Below are 18,953 nucleotides of genomic sequence, written 5' to 3'. Positions count from 1 at the left end.
CAAGGATGTGGATGGTGCTGCGTGTACTGCTGGCCGGCGGTCGGACCTCTGTGCACTCCCGAATCGGCAAACTCGTCGAAAGCGCACCGGACATTCAGATCGTCGCAGCGGTCGAAAGCGGTATCGAGGGTGTTCGTCTGGCCTACGCTCTGCAGCCGGACGTAGTTGTCATTCACGCTCACGCCGAGGGTTTCGACGGAATCGAAGTCGCCCGCCAGATCGCGGGATCAAACGAACTGCCCGACGTCCGTACGGTCATGCTCTCCGATTCCACTGCGGACGACTGGGTGCTCGGCGCGCTGAATTCCGGCGTCAGCGGATTTCTTGAGAGCGACGCGCGGCCGGAGGTTCTCGTCGAGGCGATCAGGGCGGTCGCGCGTGGCGATGCGCATTTGTCACCCGCTGCGACACGGTGCGTCCTCGACAAGGTGTTCCCACTGCTGCGGCCGGGCTCCGGCGGCGAAACGGAACAGCGGTTGAGCGAGCTCACTCCCAGAGAGCGCGAAGTCGTCTGCCTCGCGGCACTCGGGCTGGACAACAAAGAGATCTCCAGCCGCTTGATCGTCTCGCACCTCACCGTCAAGACCCACATCAACCGGGCCATGGTGAAGCTCAATGTGAGAAGCCGCGCGCAACTGGTGGCCGAGGCACATCGCAGCGGTCTCGTCCGCCTGCGGGACGAGGACCAGGAGAAGGCCTGACAGCGGTGGGCGGCCGACGACACGGCGTTGCTCGATGGGTGTAGATGACTACACCAGGCATTCGGGAGCCCAGGCCATCGTCGCGGCAAGCGTGACACGCGATCGTAGAGGACAGATCGAATCCAAGTTTCCGCATCGACCGCATAGATGTCACGAATCCCGCAAGGGGCCTCCAAGGAGAAAACCATGTCCCACAAGATTGCGCGCCGAGTCTCCCTCGCGGCCACCACGGCAGCCGTCGCAGCGGCCGCCATCCTCGCCGTCGGGGGCTCCGCCTCAGCGGCGACGATCGAGCACAGCGACGTCTCCGCCCCCACGTCCCGCTCCGTCCAGTCCACAGATCGTCACCACCAGGGACACGTGGACGACGCCCGCAGCCGTTGGGTCCAGGACCAGATCCTCTGGCTCTCTCGGGACTGCTGACAACGCCCTTCGACGCCGAGGCACGCAGGTGCGCTTGGGCTCCCCAGCCGACCGGACACCATAATTTGCTTGACTTAAGTAACGGCATTATGCTTGCCTAAGTCAAGCAATCTGCCGGCGGTACCGTCGGCAGTTTCCAGCCGGGGGCGTCATGAGCGGCGACGCCCCCACAGCACCGAGCCCGTGGGGACGGGTGGTCGGTGCTTCTTCGGACGGGGCGGCCAGGCCCTTCCCCTGGGCCGCCGTCCCGTCCGAAGACTCGGCAGCCGCCCCGACCGGATCTCTGCCTTCGCAAGGGAGCAGGCTCCCCTCTTCTCGAAGGGGCGATCGTCTAGCGTTGACCCATGTGGAAGACAGTGCGGCGCGCCGCTCGGGCCACGGCCTACCTCGCCGGAGCCGCGGCGATGGCGTTCGGAACGTGGCTCTTCATCACCGTGCTGCTGATCGCCGCGTTCGGGACGCTGGCGGTCGCCGGTGCCTGGCTGACGCCCGAGGCCGTGCTGCTGCTGCGGCGGATCGCAGGGGCCAAGCGGAACATGACCGCCGCCTGGACCGGCGTGAAGATCCCCGAGGTGTACAGGCCCTTCACCGGGACCATGCGCGAGCGGCTCGTCAGCGCTCTGCGTGATCCCGGCACCCGCACCGATCTGCGCTGGATGGCCGCCTACTGGTTGTACGGCGCGATGTTCGCCTTGGCCGTGCCCCTGTGGCTCGCGGGGCTGGTCATCGACGGCGTGTGGTGCGGACTGCTGCGCCGCGAGGCGGTTGTGCTGCCGTTGATCGTGCGGCTCGCCGACCTGGATGCCGACTGGTCGACCGCCCTGCTCAAGCCGTCCCCGCAGGTGCAGCTGACTGCCCGGGTCGAGGAACTGGCGGCAACCCGCGCTGACGCAATCGCTGCACACGGCGCCGAGCTCCGCCGTATCGAGCGGGACCTGCACGACGGGGCACAGGCGCGACTCGTGGCGCTGTCCATGCGGCTCGGGCTCGCCAAGCGCGCCTACGGCCAGGATCCCGAACTCGCTCTCAAGCTGCTGAACGAGGCCCAGGAACAGGCCGAGAAAGCGCTGACGGAGCTGCGGCAGGTCGTGCGGGGCATCCATCCGCCGGTTCTCAGCGACCGCGGCCTCGCGGGCGCGGTGCGGGCACTGGCGGCCGGCAGCGGATTGGACGTCGTCGTGGACGACGGCGGCCTGGACGAAGGAGTACGGGCACCTGCGGCGGTGGAGACAGCCGCCTACTTCGTGGTGGCCGAATCACTGACCAATGCTGCCAAGTACAGTGGGGTCTCCCAGGCCGAGGTACACCTGGCCCGAGTCCGGCGCGGACTGCGTGTGCGGGTCAAGGACGAAGGCGGGGGCGGCGCCGATGAATCCTCCGGCTCCGGGCTGCTCGGCATGCGGCGACGTGTGGCCGCGCTCGACGGGATCATGGAAGTGTCCAGTCCCGCGGGAGGGCCGACCGTGATCGAAGTGGAGTTGCCGTGCGTGTGGTGATCGCCGAGGACAATGCCCTGCTGCGGGAAGGGCTCGTCCTGCTGATGACCTCGGCCGGACATGAGGTCGTGGCTGTCGCAGGCAGCGGACCCGAGATCATGCCCGCGTTGCTGAAGCACCGCCCGGATGCCGCCGTTCTCGACGTGCGGATGCCACCGGGTTTCCGCGACGAAGGCCTGCGTGCCGCGCTCGAGGCACGCAGGGAGATCCCCGGTCTGCCGGTGCTGGTCCTGTCGCAGTATGTCGAAGAGTCCTATGCCACCGAGTTGCTCGGCGGCGGGGCGGGCGGGATCGGCTATCTGCTGAAGGACCGGGTCGGCCGGGTGGACGAGTTCCTCGACGCCCTGGACCGGGTGGCCAAGGGCGGCACCGCCATCGACCCGGAGGTGGTCGCCGAACTCCTCACCCGTCGCCGCGACTCACCGCTGGACTCGCTCACCCCGCGAGAGCGCGAGGTACTGAAGTTGATGGCTGAGGGCCATGACAACGCGACCATCGCCAGGACACTCGTCGTCACCGAGCGCGCTGTACACAAGCACATCGGCAATGTCTTCCAGAAGCTGGGCCTGCCGCCGAGCGACAGCGGGCACCGCAGGGTCCTGGCTGTCCTGGCCTATCTGGCCCACACAGGGCGTCCATGATGTGGCACAGGGCCGGGGGTGTCAGAGCCTGCGGCTGAAAAGGTCCAGCAGGGCTGCCCAATGGCGTTCCGTTGCTTCGGTGCTGTGCATCGACGTGTCGGCCTGCGTGAAGCCGTGCTGGGCACGGGCGTAGACCTCACTGCGGTGCCGGACTCCGGCTTCGACCAGGGCTCGACCGAGTCGCTCGATCTGCTCAGCGGGGTTGGTGGAGTCCTGATCGGCGTGGCCGAAGTAGAGTTCGGCGGTGATGCGATCGGCGAGCAGGTGCGGGCTGTCCGGGGCGTCGGTCGCAAGATACGCCCCGTGGAATCCAGCCGCGGCGGCGACCCGTCCCGGGTAGGTGCCCGCGGTACGCAGGGCCAGTCCCGCACCCATACAGTAACCAGTGACACCTGCCGGCTCCTCGGTGGTCAGCCGTGAAGCGGCCAGCCAGTCCAGATAGGCACCGGCGTCACGCATGGCCGCTTCGGGGGTCAGGGCCTGTGCGGCCGGGCCGATGCTTCGGATGATCTCGGGGCGCCGGACCGGGTCGATGAACTCAGGCAGGTCCACCACAGGCGCCCGCCGGTAACGGTAGAAGACATTGGGGACCAGGACCGTGTAGCCGGCGGAGGCAAGCCGGTCCGCCATGGTCTTGAGGTGCGGACGCAACCCGAAGGCGTCCATGTAGAACAGCACAGCGGGGTGCGAGGTGCTGTCGTCGGGATGGGTCAGGTATGCGTCCGCGGTGCCATCCGGGGTGGGGATGTCGACGGTCGTTCCTTGCACGGCAGTGGTCACAGGTGTCAGTCCTGGCTGGGGTTCGCGAGGCCGTCACCGGCGGAGTGCCGGACGGCCTGGTCGGTCAGTTCCTTCACCTGCTTCGCGGAGACGCTCACGCCCGGCGTCTCGAAGAACCAGCGCTGAGCCTCTTCCTGACCGAGCGTCTCGGGGCGCTCCGCCAGGTACGGCTGTACGTAGACGGGGGTACCGGGCTCGCTGCGCCAACTGTCCGCCAGCGTGCCGATGTCCACGGAGTCGTAGCCGAGGGCATCCAGCAGTCGGGCCGCCTTCGCCTTGGCGGACCCGTCGTCGCCTGCGATGGGCAGAGCGCTGCGGTCAGGGCTACCAGCGGGTCTGGCGCTCGTGAACAGGCGGCGAAAATCGATGTTGTTGAACGCCTTGACCACTCGGGAACCCGTCAGGTGCCGCTGCACCAATGCGCTCGAGGGCAGCCGGCCCGCGTCCAACTCGTCGATGCGGCCGTCACGTTCTGGGTAGTAGTTCATCGTGTCGATCACGATCTTGTCGATCAGCGCCTCGGCCGGGAGCTGAGGGTATGCCTTCAACGGGACGGTGGCCACCACCAGATCGCCCGCCCGAGCGGCCTCGGCAGGCGTGGCCGCCCGGCCGTGCTCCCCGAGGTCGGCCACGAGGTCGGCCAGCGTCTCAGGTGCGCGGGAGTTGCTCACGACAACGTCAAGGCCGGCAGCGACGGCCAGGCGGGCCAGCGCGCTGCCAATCATGCCGCTGCCGATGAGACCGAGTGTTCGGATGGCCACAGTCTTGCCTCCATCGTGCCGACCGTGCGTACGTGTCCCGCAGACTCGACACCGTAGGTGATTCTTAGAATCCATGATGAAACTGAGTGTCAGGCTAGCTTCTGGGGATCATCTATGCAAGCAGGGTTCGGCTGGAGATAGGATCAGGGAGTGGACACAGCAGGGCGCACGAACACCAGGGACATCGCTCGGGCCGCGGTCCGGGCCCAACTTGCGCAGGTGGCATTCACGCTGTTCCGACGTGAGGGCTTCGAGAAGGTCACCCTCGATGATCTGGCTGCGGCCGCCGGGGTGTCTCGCAGTACCTTCCTCCGTTACTTCGGCACCAAGGAAGACGCCGTCCTCGGCACTTTTGACAACAAGGGCGAGCGCGTGGCGGACGCCCTGCGCCGGCGCCCGGGTGACGAGGACGACTGGACGGCGCTGCGCCACGCTCTGGACACCGCCATCGAGGAATACCGGAAGGATCCGGACGCGGCTTTGGCGTTGACCCGCCTGGTCCGGGACACCCCTGCCCTGTGCGCGCGGCAGCTGGAGAAGCAGCACGGTTGGTGCCCGGCCCTGGCCCTGGCCCTGGCCGAGCGCTCCGGTCGTGGCCCGACGCCCACGCTCGGCCAGCAGGTCCGGGTCGCCGCCGCACTCGACTGCCTGCGCGTCGCCGTGGACCACTGGACCGCTTCCGACGGCCACCACGACCTCGTGACCCTCCTGGACGAAGCGTTCGCCGCGCTCGCCCGCGGCTGACCGCGTCACCGGCCGGCCTCGCCCGGCAGGCCTCCCGACCGCCTCGGTCCGGGCTCGACCCTGTGGCCGCCGAGAAGCCACCCGGTTGCTCGACCGGAGCCGGCTCCCTCGACTGCGTCATGCCCAGCCGGCCCGAGGCGGGTTCTCGGTCACGGGCATTCAGGAGGCAGGGGGGGCGGCAGCGAAGTGTGAGACCCGGTAGCCCTCCTCCAGGTGCGCCACCGGGCCGAACTCTCGAGGGCCGCATGACGCGAGCCGACTGCTACCAGGCGATCGGCAACTCGTAGATGCCGTACGCCTGCGAGTCCTCCTTGAACTTCAGTTCCGAGAGGGGGGTGGCCAGCCTCAGTGTCGGCACCCGGCGGAACAACGTGCTGAACACGACGTGGAGTTCGATGCGGGCGAGTTGCTGCCCGATGCACTGGTGCGGACCCCAGCTGAACGCCATGTGGTGCGAGGCCTTGCGCGTGAGGTCGACCTTCTCGGGCTCGGGGAACGCCTGCGGATCCCAGTTGGCCGCGGGCAGGGCTGCGATGACGCCCTCCCCCGCACGGATGGTCTCGCCGTCGATCTCGATGTCCTCGACGACCGCCCGCCGCGCCAGCAGGTGCGGAATGGTGAGGTAGCGAAGCAGTTCCTCGACGGCATTGGTGACGAACTTCGGGTCATCGCTGTTCTGACGGAGCAGCGTGAGCTGATCGGGATTCTCCAGGAGCAGGGCGGTGCCCAGCGTGATCATGTTCGCGCTGGTGTCATGCCCTGCGACAAGGAGGATGTGCCCGAGCGGCGCGGCCTCCTCCATGGAGAGCACGCCTTCCCTGACCCGCGTGCCGAGGTCGGAGAGGACGTCCTCGGCCGGGTCGTCCATCTTGGCCTCGATGAGCCCCGAGATGTATTCGCGCAGTACCCGCGTTGTTTCGGCCGCCTCTTCGGGGGTCTTGAACCGCGCGTTGGTGACGCCCGCGTGCTCCTGGAAGAAGCCGTGGTCCTCGTACGGCACCCCGAGGAGCTCGCAGATCATCAACGAGGGCAGGGGCAGAGACAATGCCTCGTTCAGCTCAGCGGGGTTGGGGCCGGCCAGCATCTTGTCGATGAGGTCGTCGGTGATCGTCTGGATCGCCGGGCGCAGCTTCTCCATCCGGTGCCTGGTGAAGGAGCTGGTCAGCATCCTTCGCCAGCGGGCGTGTTCGGCTCCGTCGGTGTTGTTGATCGACGGCTGCATCTCGGCTGCGTGCGCTTTCATGGACGCTGTGGTGTGCGGGTAGCCGGGTGCACCGATGTCGGCACTCACCCGTGCGTCCGCCAAGAGCTGCCGCTGGGCCGCGTGAGTCGTCACCACCCACGGCGTGGTGCCGTCCCAGGTCTCGGCCCGTACCACGGACTTGCCCGATTCATGCAGTGCGAGCAGACCCGGCGGCGGCGCGAACGGGCACTGCGCTGCTCGGGGCGACGGGTACTTCGGAAGCTCCTCGGTCACCTCGGCACCGTCCACCTTCTCGGTCATGGTCGGCATTCCTCTCCTTGACGGCTGCGGCGCGGCGTACGTCTCGAACCATACTTCGACCGACTGGTCCAATCAATCACTTGCGATGTATTGACCAGTTGGTCTACTTGCTGTCACGATCCCGAACCGACGGGCCCTGTCCTTACGCCCGCTTCAGGGATTTCTGCCGAAGTGCAAGTCGATCACTGTCGAGTCATGCCTAGGCGAAAGAGACAAAGATGTCATCCCATCAAACAATCAGGGACAGCGTTCGTCCCCCCCGCCCCATCCCGGTCATCATCGCGGTCCTGATCCTCGCCGACGTCGTCAGCGCCTTCGAGTCGTCGATGATGTTCAACGCGTTGCCACGGATCATCACCGACTTCCGTACGACCCCCGTTGACGCCAGTTGGGTCCTGACCGCCTTCGTCCTGGTCGCCGCGGCCTCGGCCGCAGTCTGCGGCCGCCTCGGTGACATCTACGGCCGCCGCAACGTCATCATCGCGCTGCTGCTGATCTCCATGGTCGGGTCGATCGTCAGCGTGTCCACAGGCACGCTCACCGGCGTGATCATCGGCCGGGCCGTCCAGGGAGTGTCCGGCGGCATCCTCCCCCTGTGCTTCGGAATGGCCCGCGAGACCCTGCCGGAGAAGTACGTGCCGGTCGCGACAGCAATGATCGCGGGCGCCGCGATGCTCGCCGCGGCCTCGGGCAACATCATCGCAGGAGCACTGATCGACAACCTGAGCTGGCATTACATCTTCGTCGTGGCTGCCGTCGTCGCCCTGGTCTCGGCGGCTGCCTGCTGTCTGCTCCCCCGATCGACCGTGCTCGCCGACACGCGGCGTGTCAGCTGGCTCGGGAGTGTGCTCTTCGCCCCGGCGATCGCCCTGGTGCTCTACGGCGTCAACGAGACTCCGAGCTGGGGCTGGATCGACGCACGGACGATCGGCTGCGTCGTCGGAGGTCTCCTTCTTCTGCTGCTGTGGGCGTTGCGGGAACAGCGCACCGAAAACCCCATGATCAACCTGCGGCTGTTCGCCGAGCGCAAGCTCACGCTCACCATGCTCGCCACCGCTGCCCTCGCGATCGGCCCCCTCGGCGCCACGGGCTTCCTTCTCCAGATCATCATGCAGACCCCCGAGGACGCGCCCGTCGGCCTCGGGCTGAGTGCGACCGACGCGGGCTGGGTCTCGTTCTGCATCGCGATCTTCGGTTTTCTGCTCTCGCCGGTCAGTGGCCGGATCGCCTCGCGTGCCGGCGCCCGGCGATCCCTGATCATCGGCAGCGCCTTCGGAGTGCTCAACGCGGTCGCCCTTGCATTGCTCTACTCGTCCCTGGCAGGTTTGATCTTCTCCACGGTCTTCCTGACGGTGGCGACGTCGTTCATCCTGTCCTCGCTGCCGACGCTGGTCATAGAGGAAGCGCCCGCAGAGAACACCAGCGAGGCCACGGGCTTGAACGTGGTGGTCCGTACCGCGTTCACGGGTGTCGGCACGTCACTCACGACGTTGCTGCTCAGCATGTCGCTCGTGGCCGGCACGTCGTTCAGTACCCGTAGCGCGTACCTGTCGGTGTTCGTCCTCATCGGTGTCTGCTGTCTCGTGGCGCTCGCCCTCGCGTTCCTCATTCGTCCGGGCCTGCGTTCGGCGGCTGTCCCCGCAGCCATGGCATCGAGGGCCTGACAACCGCGGCGGCAGCAGCTGGGGGATCAGATGGTGTTCCGGGCGGGGCCCGGCTCCGGTCGACCGGAGCCGGGCCCCGCCCGGGTTCGCTCTTGCAGCCGGTGCGCAGCGGTGCGGAGGTGCTTCTTCCCGTCCGTTCCACGCGAGGAGTTGCTCCGCGAAGGCTACGCGGACGCGGAGCCCGGGTCCTGGTGGAACCGGTGTCCCAGGAACGCGCCCGTCCACGCCATCAGATCCGACGGCACGTAGTAGTCCTTCTCGTCGTTGATCGCGTCCCAGTTCTCCGCCACGTCCTCGACCGTGGCGGCACCGCCCTGGTGCACATAGCCTTGAGTGGAGCCGATGAAGAAGCGCGCGAAGCGGTCGGCTCCCGCCGCGTAGATCTCCCCGCTGACCGGGCAGCTCTCGTGCGCGAGGTAAGCCACCATGGGGGCCACGGCTTCGGCAGGCATGTACGACTGACCGGACGTGCCCTGTGCGTCGTCGTCCTCGGCACCGCCCATGCGCGTCATGGCGGCGGGCGCGATGAGGTTGACCTTGATCCCATGTGGCTCTCCTGCGAGCTTCGCGCTGCGGGCCAGGCCGATCACACCTCCCTTGGCCGCGGCGTAGGACACGTTGTTGTCCAGGCCGAACAGCCCCGCAGACGTGGTCAGCACCACTCGTCCGTAGCCCTGCTCGACGAAGTGCGGCCAGGCCGCCCACATCGTGTTGAACGACCCGACCAGGTGCACGGCCAGATGGCGTCGGAGGTTGTCCAGGTCTGCTTCGGGGAGGCCCGCCCATCTGATGATCCCGGCGTTGTTCACGAGGATGTCGATGCGCCCGAAGGCGTCGAGTGCGGCATTGACGATCGCCTGGCTGCCCGCCTGCGAGGAGACGTCGTTGGTGTCGGCCACGGCCTCGCCACCCGCCGCGGTGATCTCCTCGGCGACCTGCCGGGCTGGTCCGGCATCAGTTCCCTCGCCCTCCATCGACCCGCCGAGATCGTTGACCACCACCTTCGCACCGCGCTCCGCCAGGAGCCGGGCATACGCCCGGCCGAGACCCCGCCCGGCACCGGTGACGACGGCCACACGTCCTGCAAAACTCAACTCGTCCATGTCAACTCCTGTCGTGCTGCGCCCTCCCGCGAAGCCGGTGGCGCGCCAGCGTAGGTGTGGGTATGTCAGGAACGGACCGCACCGCGGTGCCGGCCGTCACCTCGGCCGCCTGGAAAGGCGTTGCCTTCATTCCTTGATGTGAATGGCCAGTGCGGGGCACACCGCCGCGGCGTTGCGGACGTCGTCGGCCAGCTCCGTCGGCGGATTCTCGTTCAGCAGGACCACGACACCGTCCTCCTCACGCTGGTCGAACACATCCGCGGCGGCGGCCACGCATTGCCCTGCGGCGACGCACTTCTCCTCGTCGATGACAACCTTCATGGCGGCGTCTCCCGGTTCTTCGTTCAGTGGATGGGGGCAACGGGCGGACGGAGGGCGTCCACCACCTCCTGGCGGCGCAGACGCGTCTGCTTCGGCATGTTCCAGCCGAGCACACCGGTGACGACACCGTCACTGGTGTACCGGGCCACGAACCGCCGGGCCGTCACATCGCCCTCGACGACCTCGGCATCGGGGGTGACACGTCCTTGTATCTGGAGCTTGGCGTCGAACTGGTCAGTCCAGAAATAGGGCACGGGAACATAGGGCCGGTCCTCGCCGAGGATCGCTCCGGCCACGGCAATGGCCTGTTCCGTGGCGTTCGTCCGGTTCTCCAGGCGCATCAAGCAGTCGAAGCGCTCGTGGTGGAAGCGGGCCACGTCACCGACCGCGAAGATCCCCTCCGCCGCGCGGCACCGGGAGTCGCACACCACACCGTTGTCGAGGCGCAGTCCGCTGTCCGCCAGCCACTCGGTCGCCGGGGCCGCTCCGATCGCGACCACCACCACCTCGGCCGGCAGGTGTTCCCCGGTGGTCAGTTCCACGCCGGTGACCCGCCCGTCCGCACGCGTCAGTGCTGCTGCTCCCGCGCCCAGGCGCAGACGGACTCCGTGTTCGGTGTGCAGTTCCGCCAGCAGGGCCGACACCATGGGCCCCACCTGGAGGGTCATGGGTGCCGCCAACGGCCCGGTGAGGGTGACGTCGAGCCCCAGCATGCGCGTGGTGGCGGCGATCTCGGAACCGAGGACGCCCTCGCCGACGACCACCAGCCGCACACCGGCCGCCAAGTCCTTCTTCAGGGCCAGGGCGTCGTCAAGGCCGCGTAGCGCGTGCACGCCGCGCAGTCCCTCCTGGCCGGGCAGGGTCCGTGTGCGCACACCGGTGGCGATCACGATCGCGTCCGCGGCCAGCTCCCGTCCGGACGCCGTCCGGACTGTCCGTGTCGTCGTGTCCAGCCCGATCGCCGCGTCGCCGAGGACGAATTCGGCGTCCAGTTGCGACAGGACGTCGGGGGTACGCAGGGTCGCCCGTTCCGGCTCCCACGCTCCGGAGAGCACCTGTTTGGACAGGGGAGGCCGGTCGTAGGGGGCGTGGGGCTCGTCGCCCAGCACTGTGATGTCCCCCGCGTATCCCCTGCGTCTGAGTGCCTCCACCGTGGTGAGCCCGGACGCCGAGGCACCCACCACCAGAACCCGGCCCGGGGCGGTCATGCCGTGCTCAATCGTCATTGATGACTCCGTTGCGCGTGATGCGATGCTACCTGAAACGTAGACCTAACGGTCGGTACACACAATGCGAGGCGGAGGGCCGCCGACGAGCCGCGGCGACCCCCCGTACGCCCCGCGCAGGCGTGCCGACCTGCTACCGCGGGCCTGCAGGCGTCACACGAGGTAGCGTCCGCCGTTGGCGCTGAGGGTCTGTCCCGTGATGTATCCGGCCTGGTCGGACGCCAGGTACGCCACCGCGTAGGCGACATCGGACGGCTGACCGGCCCGTTTCATCGGCATGGTGGCCGCGACCGCCTCCACATCGACCGGCCCCTGACGCACCAGCGGAGTGTCGATGAAGCCCGGGGGTACGTGGTTCACGGTGATTCCCTTGTCGGCGTACTCGACGGCCAGCGCCCTCGTGAGGCCGATGACACCGCCCTTGGATGCCACGTAGTGGGCCATGGCCGGGGCTCCCGTCTGCGCGGACGAGGACGAGATGTTGACGATCCGCCCCCAGCCCGCCGTGAGCATGTCGGGCACCAACGCCTTCGTGACCAGGAACGGCCCCTTGAGATTGATCCCGATCATGCGGTCCCACGCTTCCTCGCTGATGCTCGTGAATGCCTGGTAGGCCGTGGTGCCCGCGTTGTTGACGAGGATATGGACAGGGCCGAGCTCCTCGCGGGTCCGGGCCGCCGAGGCGGCAACCGCGCCCGCGTCGGCGGCATCTCCCGTGACCGCTATCGCCGTACCGCCGGCTTCGTGAATCGCCGCGGCGGTCTTCTCGGCGCCCTCGGCGTTCAGGTCCCACACCGCGACCGCGGCACCGCGCTCAGCGAGTACGGTGGCGACCGCTTGCCCGATGCCGCGTGCGCCGCCGGTGACGACCGCGACCTTCCCTTGCAATGACATGCGCGCTCCTAGTCGTGCGTAGTGCCAGACAACGGGCCGGATGTGAGCCTCGCCGCCATGGCCGGTGATCCATCCCCCGTACCTGCGTCGGACAGCCCCGGTGGTGCGTCGCCCTCCGTCAGCCGGAGAGGGCTTCGCGGGCGGCGTTGCGCGCTGCCGTTGCGGCCGGGAAGCCGGCGTAGCCGCTGGCGTGGTAGATGACTTCCGCGATTTCGTCCTCGGTCAGCCCGTTGGTGACCCCGATCCGGACGTGTGTCCTCAACTCGGTCTCGGCTCCGAGCGCGATGAGGATTCCCAGCGTGACCAGACTGCGGTCACGCGGGCTGAGCCCTTCACGCGCCCACAACGCACCCCAGACGCTGGTCAGGCCGATCTCCACCAGCTCTTCCCCGAGGCGCCCGTCACGCAGATCGATGTCCCCGTCGGGAAACAGCCCGGGCAGCGCTGTGCGCATGGCTTCGAGCCCAGCGCTCCGCAGGTCGGCCGGGTTCTCGGCATTCTTGGCCGTCATGTGCGACTCCTGTTGGCACGACGTCGTCGTCATCCCCCGTGCCGAAAGTTAGATCAAGCGGTCGGTATAATCAACGGTCCGGGCAATTCACATCTGCGGTGCTACCACCATTGATCGGACCCCCGAGCTCCTCTACGCTCGCAATATTCGATCGACCGGTCGATCTATCAATCGGCTCAAGCGGGCGGAGCAGCCCCCTGTTCACTGTGGAGGGCAGATGAGCGAATCGACGAAGGCAGCAGCGACGGCGCACGCGACGCCAGGGCGGCAGGCGGGTCCGGCCGACCTGTTGGACGTCGTGGTGGTGGGGGCAGGCGTCACGGGGATCTATCAGCTGTACCGGGCCCGGGAGTCCGGGTTCTCGGCGACGCTGCTGGAGGCCGGCAGCGGGGTCGGCGGCGTCTGGTACTGGAACCGCTACCCGGAGGCGCGCTTCGACTCGGAGAGCTACACCTACGGCTACCTGTTCTCGAAGGAACTGTGGGAGGAGTGGGAGTGGTCGGAGCAGTACGCCGGCCAGCCCGAGATCGAGCGGTACTTCAACCACGTGGTCGACCGGTTCGACCTGCGCCGCGACATCGTCTTCGATGCGCGGGTGACCTCGGCGGTCTTCGACGAGGCGTCCGGCACGTGGAGCGTGAGCACCGAGAACGGGACCACACTGCGGACCCGCTTCCTGGTCGCGGCGACGGGGAATCTCTCGGTGCCGTTCATCCCGCCCATCGCGGGCCGTGCGGACTTCCGGGGGGAGCAGCATCACACGAGCAGGTGGCCGAAGGAGCCCATCGACTTCACCGGCAAGCGCGTGGCACTCATCGGGACCGGTTCCAGCGGTGTGCAGGTCGTGCCCGCGATCGCCGACGAGGTGGCCTCCCTGACCGTGTACCAGCAGAAGGCCGACTGGGTGACGCCCCTCAACAACAGGCCCATCACCCCCGAGGAGCAGGCGCGGCTCAGGGCCGACTTCGAGCGGATCCGGGACACCCTCAACACCTCGCCGAGCGGGTTCCTGCACACCATCAACCCGGTCAACGGCGCAGATGTCGGTCCCGAGGAGCGGCAGCGGTTCTACGAGAAGATCTGGAACAGCCCCGGCTTCACCAAGTTGACCGAGCACTACCGCGACATGACGAGCAACCCCTTGGTGAACGCCGAGTGGTGCGAGTTCATGGCCGGCAAGATCCGCGGCATCGTGCAGGACCCGGGGACGGCGGAGAAGCTGATCCCCGGGGACGGCGGCTACGGGGCACGGCGTCCGCCGTTCGGGACCGGCTACTACGAGGCGTACAACAAGCCGAACGTCTCGCTCGTCTCACTGCCCGAGGAGCCCATCGTCCGCATCACCGAGACCGGGATCGAGACGAGCGCAGGCCTGCGCGAGTTCGACATCATCATCTGGGGCACCGGTTATGACTTCGGCACCGGCGCCCTGAACCGACTGGGAGTGCGCGGCAGGCAGGGTCTCGCGCTGAAGGAGTACTGGGCGGACGGGCCGGCCACCTACCTCGGGGTTGCCACGGCGGGCTTCCCGAACTTCTTCTTCCCCGGCGGACCTCACGGGGCCCTCGGCAACAACCCGCGCTACGCCGGGGACCAGGCGGACTTCGTCGCCGAGGCCCTGGTCCACACGCGCGACTGCGGCTATGACGTCATCGAGGTCAAGGCCGCCGCGGAGCAGGAGTGGACGGACCTCATGAACAACAGCGACTCGTTGTCCATTTTCCAGCGCGGCAGCTACTTCTACGGCGCCAACATCCCGGGCAAGGCCGTCCGGCAGTTGCTGAACCCCACCGGGCGCTGGAAGCTCCAGGAGCTGATCCGGGAGGTCAAACGGTACGACTACGCGACCTTCGCCTTCTCAAAAGCCGACGAACGGGACGGCTGACCCCCTGCGCGACCGCTCGGCCGGCCCTTCGGCCGGCCGAGCGGTCGGGACCCGCGCACCACGTCACGGCAGGAAGGTCGTAATCCTGCGCTGGAAGCGCCACTCGCCGCCGCGCCGCCGCAGCGTGTCGTCGTAGCGCCCCACCAGCCGTACCGCCCAGCCCGACTCATCGCGCTGGAGGAACACCAAGTCACTGGTGGCCGTAGCCTCGTCCCCCGCCGAAGAGGTGACCACCGTGTTGCCCACGAGGTGCAGCTGCGGCTGTGAGGGAACGAATCCGGCATAGCCCTCGCGTAGGGCGTCCCGGCCTTCGAAGGTGCCCACACCGCTGATCTCGGCGACGCCGTCGGGCCAGAACAGCTCGACCATGTCGGCCGGCCGCCCGGCGTCCAGGGCCTGCGCGTACGTGGCAATGAGGGACTGCGCGTGCGCCGCGACCGACGCCTCCGCTGATGTACTCATGGTGACTCCCGGGAGATGAGGATCGGCTACGCCTGGTAGGTGGTGGTCCTGCGCCGAAAACGCCACGCGCCGTCCTGGCAGCGCAGCGTGTCGTCGTACCGGCCGACCACTTGCACCGCCCAGCCGGACTCGCCACGCTGGAAGAAGACGACGTCGCTCACCGCTGTTGCCTCTTCCTCCGTCCACGAGGTGATGACCGTGTTGGACACCAGGTGCAGCTGCGGCTTCGCCGGCGCCCAGCCCTTGAACGCCTCACGGAGCGCGTCGTGCCCCTCGACGGGCGCAAGGCCCGGCACTTCAAGGACCGCATCGGGCACGTACAGGGCGACTATGTCGTCGGTGCGTCCGGCGTCCTGCGCCCGGGTGTGCGCACCGATCGCGGCACGCACACCGGCGGCTACCAGGGCCTGCACGGTTTCGCTCATTCGTCTCTCCAAGTGGCTGACGGTACTGAACCGGCTACCGCAAAAGAATCTTTCGACCGATGAGTCTATTATCAATGACCAGCACCCGGCGAGCCCTCATCGGCTTTTGAATTAATCATTGACCGAGCGGTACAAACCCCCATAGCATCGCCGACGACTGTCGACGGGGACTGTCGCCGAAGGAGGACTGATCGTGACGAAGCGTTGGAAGCAGCGGCCACCGGGGTCGACGTGGGGCGACTGGGGTGAGGACGACGAGCTGGGCCGTATCAACCTGCTCACCGCCGAGAAGGTGCTGCAGGGGGTGCGTACGGTCGAGCACGGGATCACCTTCAGCCTCAGCCTGCCGCTCGACTATCCCGGTGGTACCGCCCTCAACCAGCGGCGCTATCCGCCCGTCCTGCGTCCCACCGAGGATCTGGCACACAAGCAGGACGTCTTCTACAACGTCGTCGCCCGTGAGCAGATAAGTCCCGACCTCGTCGACGTATGGTCCGACGACGTGGTGACCCTCTGGCTGCAGTACTCCACCCAGTGGGACGCCCTCGCGCACCAGGGTGCCGAGTTCGACGCCGACGGCGACGGCATCGCCGAACCCGTCTACTACAACGGCTACCGCCCCGGCACCGACATCGTCGGCCCCCAGGACGATGCGAAGGGCGACGGCAGCGGCAGCCTCAGCTTCGCCCGCCACCTCGGCCTCGAACACATGGCCGCGCACGGTGTCCAGGGCCGCGGCGTCCTCATCGACCTGGCCCACCACCTGGGCACCGGGTACCAGCCGGTCAATCTGAAACAGCTCCAGGACATCATGGCCGCCGACAACATCACCGTCGAACCCGGCGACATGCTCCTGCTGCACACCGGTTTCGCCACCCAGATCCTCGCCTGGGAGAAGAACCCCGACCCCGTAGCCATCCACCGGACGGCCCCCTACCTCGACGCCGGCGACGCGGCACTGCTGGAGTGGATCGCCGACTCGCAGATCTCCGCCCTGATCGCCGACAACTACGCCGTCGAGGGCGTGGGCGTCACCCAGGCCCAGGGCCCGCACACACTGCTGCCGATCCATCATCTGTGCCTGTTCAAGCTGGGGGTGCCGCTCGGCGAGCTGTGGTATCTCCACGACCTCGCGGCCTGGCTGCGTGCACACGACCGCAGCCGCTTCCTGCTCACCGCTCCCCCGCTCAACCTCCCCGGCACCCAGGGCAGCCCGCTGACGCCGGTCGCAACCGTCTGACACACCGGTCCGAGATCCGCCGCCGGCCCACGGCCCGGTCCTGCCAGTACGGCTGGGCGGGCGGCGGATTCTCAAGAGGATGCTCCCCACGGCCGTAGCCGTGGGGAGCATCCTTTTCGCAAGCCTCGCTCGTCCGGCCCTGTGGCTCAGACCGCGGCGATCCGGCGCAATGTGTCGGCGATGGTGTCCCGCGAAGGCAGCCACAGACGCTCGAGCGAGGGTGCGTAGGGGGCAGGCGTCGCAGGCGGTGCCACGCGGGTGACAGGCGCGTCCAGATGCCAGAAGCCCTCGTCGACGGCCAGGGCGGACAACTCGGCGCCCACGCCGAAGTCCCGTACCGCCTCGTGCGCGATGACCAGACGGTTGGTCTTGGCGAGGGAGGAGAGAACGGTCTCCCGGTCCAGCGGGGCGATGGTCCGCAGGTCGACGACCTCGGTACTGATGCCCTGCGCAGCGACCAGTTCGGCCGCGGCGAGCGCGTCGTGGACCATCCGGGACCAGGAGACGAGGGTGACGTCGGTACCTTCCCTGACCACCCTTGCCCGGCCCAGCGGGACCAGGTGATCGGCCGCTGGACGCGGGCCTTTCAGGCCGTACTGGAGGCGGTTCTCGACGAAGACCACCGGGTTGGGGTCCTGGATGGCGGCGCGCAGCAGGCCGTATGTCTCGGCCGGGTCGGAGGGCATCACCACGGTCAGTCCGGGGATGTGGGCGAGGATGGCCTCCAGGCTCTGCGAGTGCTGGCTGCCCGAGGAGCGTCCGGCGCCGAACTGGGTGCGCACCACGAGCGGCAACGAGGCCCGGCCGCCGGTCATGAAGCGCAGTTTGGCGGCCTGATTGAGGAGCATGTCCAGGCAGACCCCGATGAAGTCCATGTACATGATCTCGACGACGGGCTTCATCCCGGCCATGGCGGCTCCGACCGCCGTGCCGAGGACGGCGCTCTCACTGATCGGGGTGTCGCGGACCCGGCCGGGGAATGCCTGGGCCAGCCCCCGGGTGAGCCCGAAGACGTTACCGCCCGCGCCGACGTCGATGCCGGCGACGAACACGTCCGGATCGGCGGTGAGTTCGTGCTCAAGCGCGAGCCGTACGGCGTCCATGGAGCGGAAGACCTCGGCGTCGGCCGGCGGTGCGGCCGGCTCGGGGCGGGCGGGACGGGGCGCGGAGACGAAGTGGTGCAGGGTCTCGGGGGCGGGTTCGGGCAGGCTTCTGGCCCACTCGACCGCTGCCTCGATCTCCTGGTCGATCTCCGCGTCCACTGCGTCGGCCGCCTCCCCGGACGACCCGGCCGCCGCCAGGTGGCGGCGGGCCACCAGCAGCGGGTCGCGCTCCTTGGCCGTGGCGACCTCCTCCGTGGAGCGGTAGCGCTCCGGATCGCCCTCGTAGTGGCCGTGCCAGCGGTAGGTTTCCGCCTCGACCAGGACCGGACCGCCGCCCGTGCGCAGGCGCTCCACCACGTCCGTCATCGTCCCCGCCACCGCGAGGACGTCGTTGCCGTCCACATGTGCGTAGCCGATGCCGTATCCGGCAGCGCGGGCCGACAGCGAGGCGCGGTGCTGCTCGGCGGCAGGGGAGAACTCGGAATAGTGGTTGTTCTCGCACAGGAAGACAACAGGCAGGTCCCATACAGCGGCCAGGTTGACGGCCTCGTGGAACATGCCCTGGGCGACCGCGCCGTCACCGAAGAACGCCACCACCACGTCGCCTGCCGCGCGCAGCTTGGCCGCCGTCGCCACCCCCGCGGCGATCGGGAGCCCGGCGCCGACGATGCCGTTGGCTCCGTAGATCCCGAGGCCCGGGTCGGCTATGTGCATCGAGCCGCCACGGCCGTGGCACGTGCCCCCCTCCCGGCCCATCAGCTCGGCCATCATCGAGGCGCTGTCCAACCCCTTGGCCAGGACGTGACCGTGACCGCGGTGCGTGGAGGTGATGCCGTCACGCTCACCCAGGGGCCAGCAGGCGCCGACCGCGGTGGCCTCCTGGCCGATCGACAGGTGCAGGAAGCCGGGAATCTCCGTCGCCTTGTACAGCTCTGAGGCCCGTTCCTCGAACCGCCGGATGCGGCGCATCCGGCGATACATCTCTACAAGCCGCTCCACGTGTGTGGGATCCACGCCGGTGGTCTGCGGTGCCACAGTCATGTGCGTCCTCGCTACGCTCACACAGGCG

The 18,953-nt window shown here is 68.2% G+C and carries 19 protein-coding genes; 8 read left to right on the top strand and 11 right to left on the bottom strand.

Annotated elements, in window-relative coordinates:
• Positions 1–11: 11 nt before the first annotated feature.
• From CTZ28_RS16225 to CTZ28_RS16210, 4 genes are all read left to right on the top strand, one after another.
• A complete protein-coding gene (locus CTZ28_RS16225; protein ID WP_183154417.1) occupies positions 12–701 on the top strand; it encodes a LuxR C-terminal-related transcriptional regulator in 690 nt (229 codons plus the stop codon).
• Between the two features lie 186 nt (positions 702–887).
• Positions 888–1,124 carry a hypothetical protein gene (locus tag CTZ28_RS16220; RefSeq protein WP_121890102.1) on the top strand — a complete coding sequence of 79 codons (237 nt, stop codon included), beginning with the start codon at positions 888–890 and terminating at the stop codon, positions 1,122–1,124.
• A gap of 344 nt (positions 1,125–1,468) precedes the next feature.
• Positions 1,469–2,620, top strand: a complete 1,152-nt coding sequence (locus CTZ28_RS16215) for a sensor histidine kinase (protein WP_121890101.1) — start codon at positions 1,469–1,471, stop codon at positions 2,618–2,620.
• Positions 2,608–3,261: a response regulator transcription factor gene (locus CTZ28_RS16210; RefSeq protein ID WP_121890100.1), complete on the top strand. Its 654-nt coding sequence runs from the start codon at positions 2,608–2,610 to the stop codon at positions 3,259–3,261. The genes CTZ28_RS16215 and CTZ28_RS16210 overlap by 13 nt, the downstream gene beginning before the upstream one ends.
• A gap of 21 nt (positions 3,262–3,282) precedes the next feature.
• Here CTZ28_RS16210 and CTZ28_RS16205 read toward each other — a convergent pair whose 3' ends face one another.
• Together CTZ28_RS16205 and CTZ28_RS16200 are read right to left on the bottom strand one after the other, a co-directional pair.
• Positions 3,283–4,041: a dienelactone hydrolase family protein gene (locus tag CTZ28_RS16205; RefSeq protein ID WP_121890099.1), complete on the bottom strand. Its 759-nt coding sequence runs from the start codon at positions 4,039–4,041 to the stop codon at positions 3,283–3,285.
• A gap of 5 nt (positions 4,042–4,046) precedes the next feature.
• On the bottom strand, positions 4,047–4,877 hold the full coding sequence (locus tag CTZ28_RS16200) for an NADPH-dependent F420 reductase (RefSeq protein ID WP_121890098.1): 831 nt from the start codon (positions 4,875–4,877) through the stop codon (positions 4,047–4,049).
• 144 nt (positions 4,878–5,021) lie between these two features.
• On the opposite strand from CTZ28_RS16200, the gene CTZ28_RS16195 reads away from it, so the two are divergent.
• The gene (locus tag CTZ28_RS16195; RefSeq protein WP_259471645.1) at positions 5,022–5,546 is read left to right on the top strand and encodes a TetR/AcrR family transcriptional regulator; all 525 of its coding nucleotides are present in this window, start codon (positions 5,022–5,024) and stop codon (positions 5,544–5,546) included.
• Between the two features lie 262 nt (positions 5,547–5,808).
• Here the strand turns inward: CTZ28_RS16195 and CTZ28_RS16190 are convergent, their stop codons facing one another.
• A complete protein-coding gene (locus tag CTZ28_RS16190) occupies positions 5,809–7,050 on the bottom strand; it encodes a cytochrome P450 (RefSeq protein ID WP_121890139.1) in 1,242 nt (413 codons plus the stop codon).
• A 218-nt stretch (positions 7,051–7,268) separates the two neighbouring features.
• Here CTZ28_RS16190 and CTZ28_RS16185 point away from each other — a divergent pair, with 218 nt between their 5' ends.
• The gene (locus CTZ28_RS16185; RefSeq protein ID WP_121890097.1) at positions 7,269–8,714 is read left to right on the top strand and encodes an MFS transporter; all 1,446 of its coding nucleotides are present in this window, start codon (positions 7,269–7,271) and stop codon (positions 8,712–8,714) included.
• A gap of 164 nt (positions 8,715–8,878) precedes the next feature.
• Here CTZ28_RS16185 and CTZ28_RS16180 read toward each other — a convergent pair whose 3' ends face one another.
• From CTZ28_RS16180 to CTZ28_RS16160, 5 genes are all read right to left on the bottom strand, one after another.
• The gene (locus CTZ28_RS16180; protein WP_121890096.1) at positions 8,879–9,817 is read right to left on the bottom strand and encodes an SDR family NAD(P)-dependent oxidoreductase; all 939 of its coding nucleotides are present in this window, start codon (positions 9,815–9,817) and stop codon (positions 8,879–8,881) included.
• A 126-nt stretch (positions 9,818–9,943) separates the two neighbouring features.
• Positions 9,944–10,138, bottom strand: a complete 195-nt coding sequence (locus CTZ28_RS16175; RefSeq protein ID WP_121890095.1) for a ferredoxin — start codon at positions 10,136–10,138, stop codon at positions 9,944–9,946.
• A gap of 23 nt (positions 10,139–10,161) precedes the next feature.
• Positions 10,162–11,364, bottom strand: coding sequence for an NAD(P)/FAD-dependent oxidoreductase (locus tag CTZ28_RS16170; protein WP_259471644.1), 1,203 nt, complete (start codon positions 11,362–11,364; stop codon positions 10,162–10,164).
• A gap of 153 nt (positions 11,365–11,517) precedes the next feature.
• Positions 11,518–12,258: an SDR family NAD(P)-dependent oxidoreductase gene (locus tag CTZ28_RS16165; RefSeq protein ID WP_121890094.1), complete on the bottom strand. Its 741-nt coding sequence runs from the start codon at positions 12,256–12,258 to the stop codon at positions 11,518–11,520.
• Positions 12,259–12,376: 118 nt separating this feature from the next.
• Positions 12,377–12,769, bottom strand: a complete 393-nt coding sequence (locus tag CTZ28_RS16160) for a carboxymuconolactone decarboxylase family protein (RefSeq protein ID WP_220795341.1) — start codon at positions 12,767–12,769, stop codon at positions 12,377–12,379.
• A 217-nt stretch (positions 12,770–12,986) separates the two neighbouring features.
• Here CTZ28_RS16160 and CTZ28_RS16155 point away from each other — a divergent pair, with 217 nt between their 5' ends.
• Positions 12,987–14,654 carry a flavin-containing monooxygenase gene (locus tag CTZ28_RS16155; protein ID WP_121890093.1) on the top strand — a complete coding sequence of 556 codons (1,668 nt, stop codon included), beginning with the start codon at positions 12,987–12,989 and terminating at the stop codon, positions 14,652–14,654.
• Between the two features lie 63 nt (positions 14,655–14,717).
• Here the strand turns inward: CTZ28_RS16155 and CTZ28_RS16150 are convergent, their stop codons facing one another.
• Positions 14,718–15,116, bottom strand: a complete 399-nt coding sequence (locus CTZ28_RS16150; RefSeq protein WP_121890092.1) for a nuclear transport factor 2 family protein — start codon at positions 15,114–15,116, stop codon at positions 14,718–14,720.
• Between the two features lie 26 nt (positions 15,117–15,142).
• Positions 15,143–15,541, bottom strand: coding sequence for a nuclear transport factor 2 family protein (locus tag CTZ28_RS16145; protein ID WP_121890091.1), 399 nt, complete (start codon positions 15,539–15,541; stop codon positions 15,143–15,145).
• Positions 15,542–15,734: 193 nt separating this feature from the next.
• Here CTZ28_RS16145 and CTZ28_RS16140 point away from each other — a divergent pair, with 193 nt between their 5' ends.
• Positions 15,735–16,781 carry a cyclase family protein gene (locus CTZ28_RS16140; RefSeq protein ID WP_121890090.1) on the top strand — a complete coding sequence of 349 codons (1,047 nt, stop codon included), beginning with the start codon at positions 15,735–15,737 and terminating at the stop codon, positions 16,779–16,781.
• A 146-nt stretch (positions 16,782–16,927) separates the two neighbouring features.
• Here CTZ28_RS16140 and CTZ28_RS16135 read toward each other — a convergent pair whose 3' ends face one another.
• Positions 16,928–18,925, bottom strand: coding sequence for an alpha-ketoacid dehydrogenase subunit alpha/beta (locus CTZ28_RS16135; RefSeq protein WP_121890089.1), 1,998 nt, complete (start codon positions 18,923–18,925; stop codon positions 16,928–16,930).
• Positions 18,926–18,953 lie beyond the last annotated feature (28 nt).

Source organism: Streptomyces shenzhenensis (assembly GCF_003688995.1).
Classification (GTDB): Bacteria; Actinomycetota; Actinomycetes; order Streptomycetales; family Streptomycetaceae; genus Streptomyces; species Streptomyces shenzhenensis_A.
This window is presented reverse-complemented; position numbering and strand designations above follow the sequence as displayed.

Bases quoted from the DNA above. Each gene is read 5' to 3' on its own strand.
- CTZ28_RS16185 (WP_121890097.1), top strand. From the start codon at position 7,269: ATGTCATCCCATCAAACAATCAGGGACAGCGTTCGTCCCCCCCGCCCC.
- CTZ28_RS16175 (WP_121890095.1), bottom strand. From the start codon at position 10,138: ATGAAGGTTGTCATCGACGAGGAGAAGTGCGTCGCCGCAGGGCAATGC.
- CTZ28_RS16135 (WP_121890089.1), bottom strand. From the start codon at position 18,925: ATGACTGTGGCACCGCAGACCACCGGCGTGGATCCCACACACGTGGAG.
- CTZ28_RS16160 (WP_220795341.1), bottom strand. From the start codon at position 12,769: ATGACGGCCAAGAATGCCGAGAACCCGGCCGACCTGCGGAGCGCTGGG.
- CTZ28_RS16215 (WP_121890101.1), top strand. From the start codon at position 1,469: ATGTGGAAGACAGTGCGGCGCGCCGCTCGGGCCACGGCCTACCTCGCC.
- CTZ28_RS16150 (WP_121890092.1), bottom strand. From the start codon at position 15,116: ATGAGTACATCAGCGGAGGCGTCGGTCGCGGCGCACGCGCAGTCCCTC.
- CTZ28_RS16220 (WP_121890102.1), top strand. From the start codon at position 888: ATGTCCCACAAGATTGCGCGCCGAGTCTCCCTCGCGGCCACCACGGCA.
- CTZ28_RS16190 (WP_121890139.1), bottom strand. From the start codon at position 7,050: ATGACCGAGAAGGTGGACGGTGCCGAGGTGACCGAGGAGCTTCCGAAG.
- CTZ28_RS16225 (WP_183154417.1), top strand. From the start codon at position 12: ATGGTGCTGCGTGTACTGCTGGCCGGCGGTCGGACCTCTGTGCACTCC.
- CTZ28_RS16170 (WP_259471644.1), bottom strand. From the start codon at position 11,364: ATGACGATTGAGCACGGCATGACCGCCCCGGGCCGGGTTCTGGTGGTG.
- CTZ28_RS16155 (WP_121890093.1), top strand. From the start codon at position 12,987: ATGAGCGAATCGACGAAGGCAGCAGCGACGGCGCACGCGACGCCAGGG.
- CTZ28_RS16180 (WP_121890096.1), bottom strand. From the start codon at position 9,817: ATGGACGAGTTGAGTTTTGCAGGACGTGTGGCCGTCGTCACCGGTGCC.
- CTZ28_RS16200 (WP_121890098.1), bottom strand. From the start codon at position 4,877: ATGGATTCTAAGAATCACCTACGGTGTCGAGTCTGCGGGACACGTACG.
- CTZ28_RS16165 (WP_121890094.1), bottom strand. From the start codon at position 12,258: ATGTCATTGCAAGGGAAGGTCGCGGTCGTCACCGGCGGCGCACGCGGC.
- CTZ28_RS16145 (WP_121890091.1), bottom strand. From the start codon at position 15,541: ATGAGCGAAACCGTGCAGGCCCTGGTAGCCGCCGGTGTGCGTGCCGCG.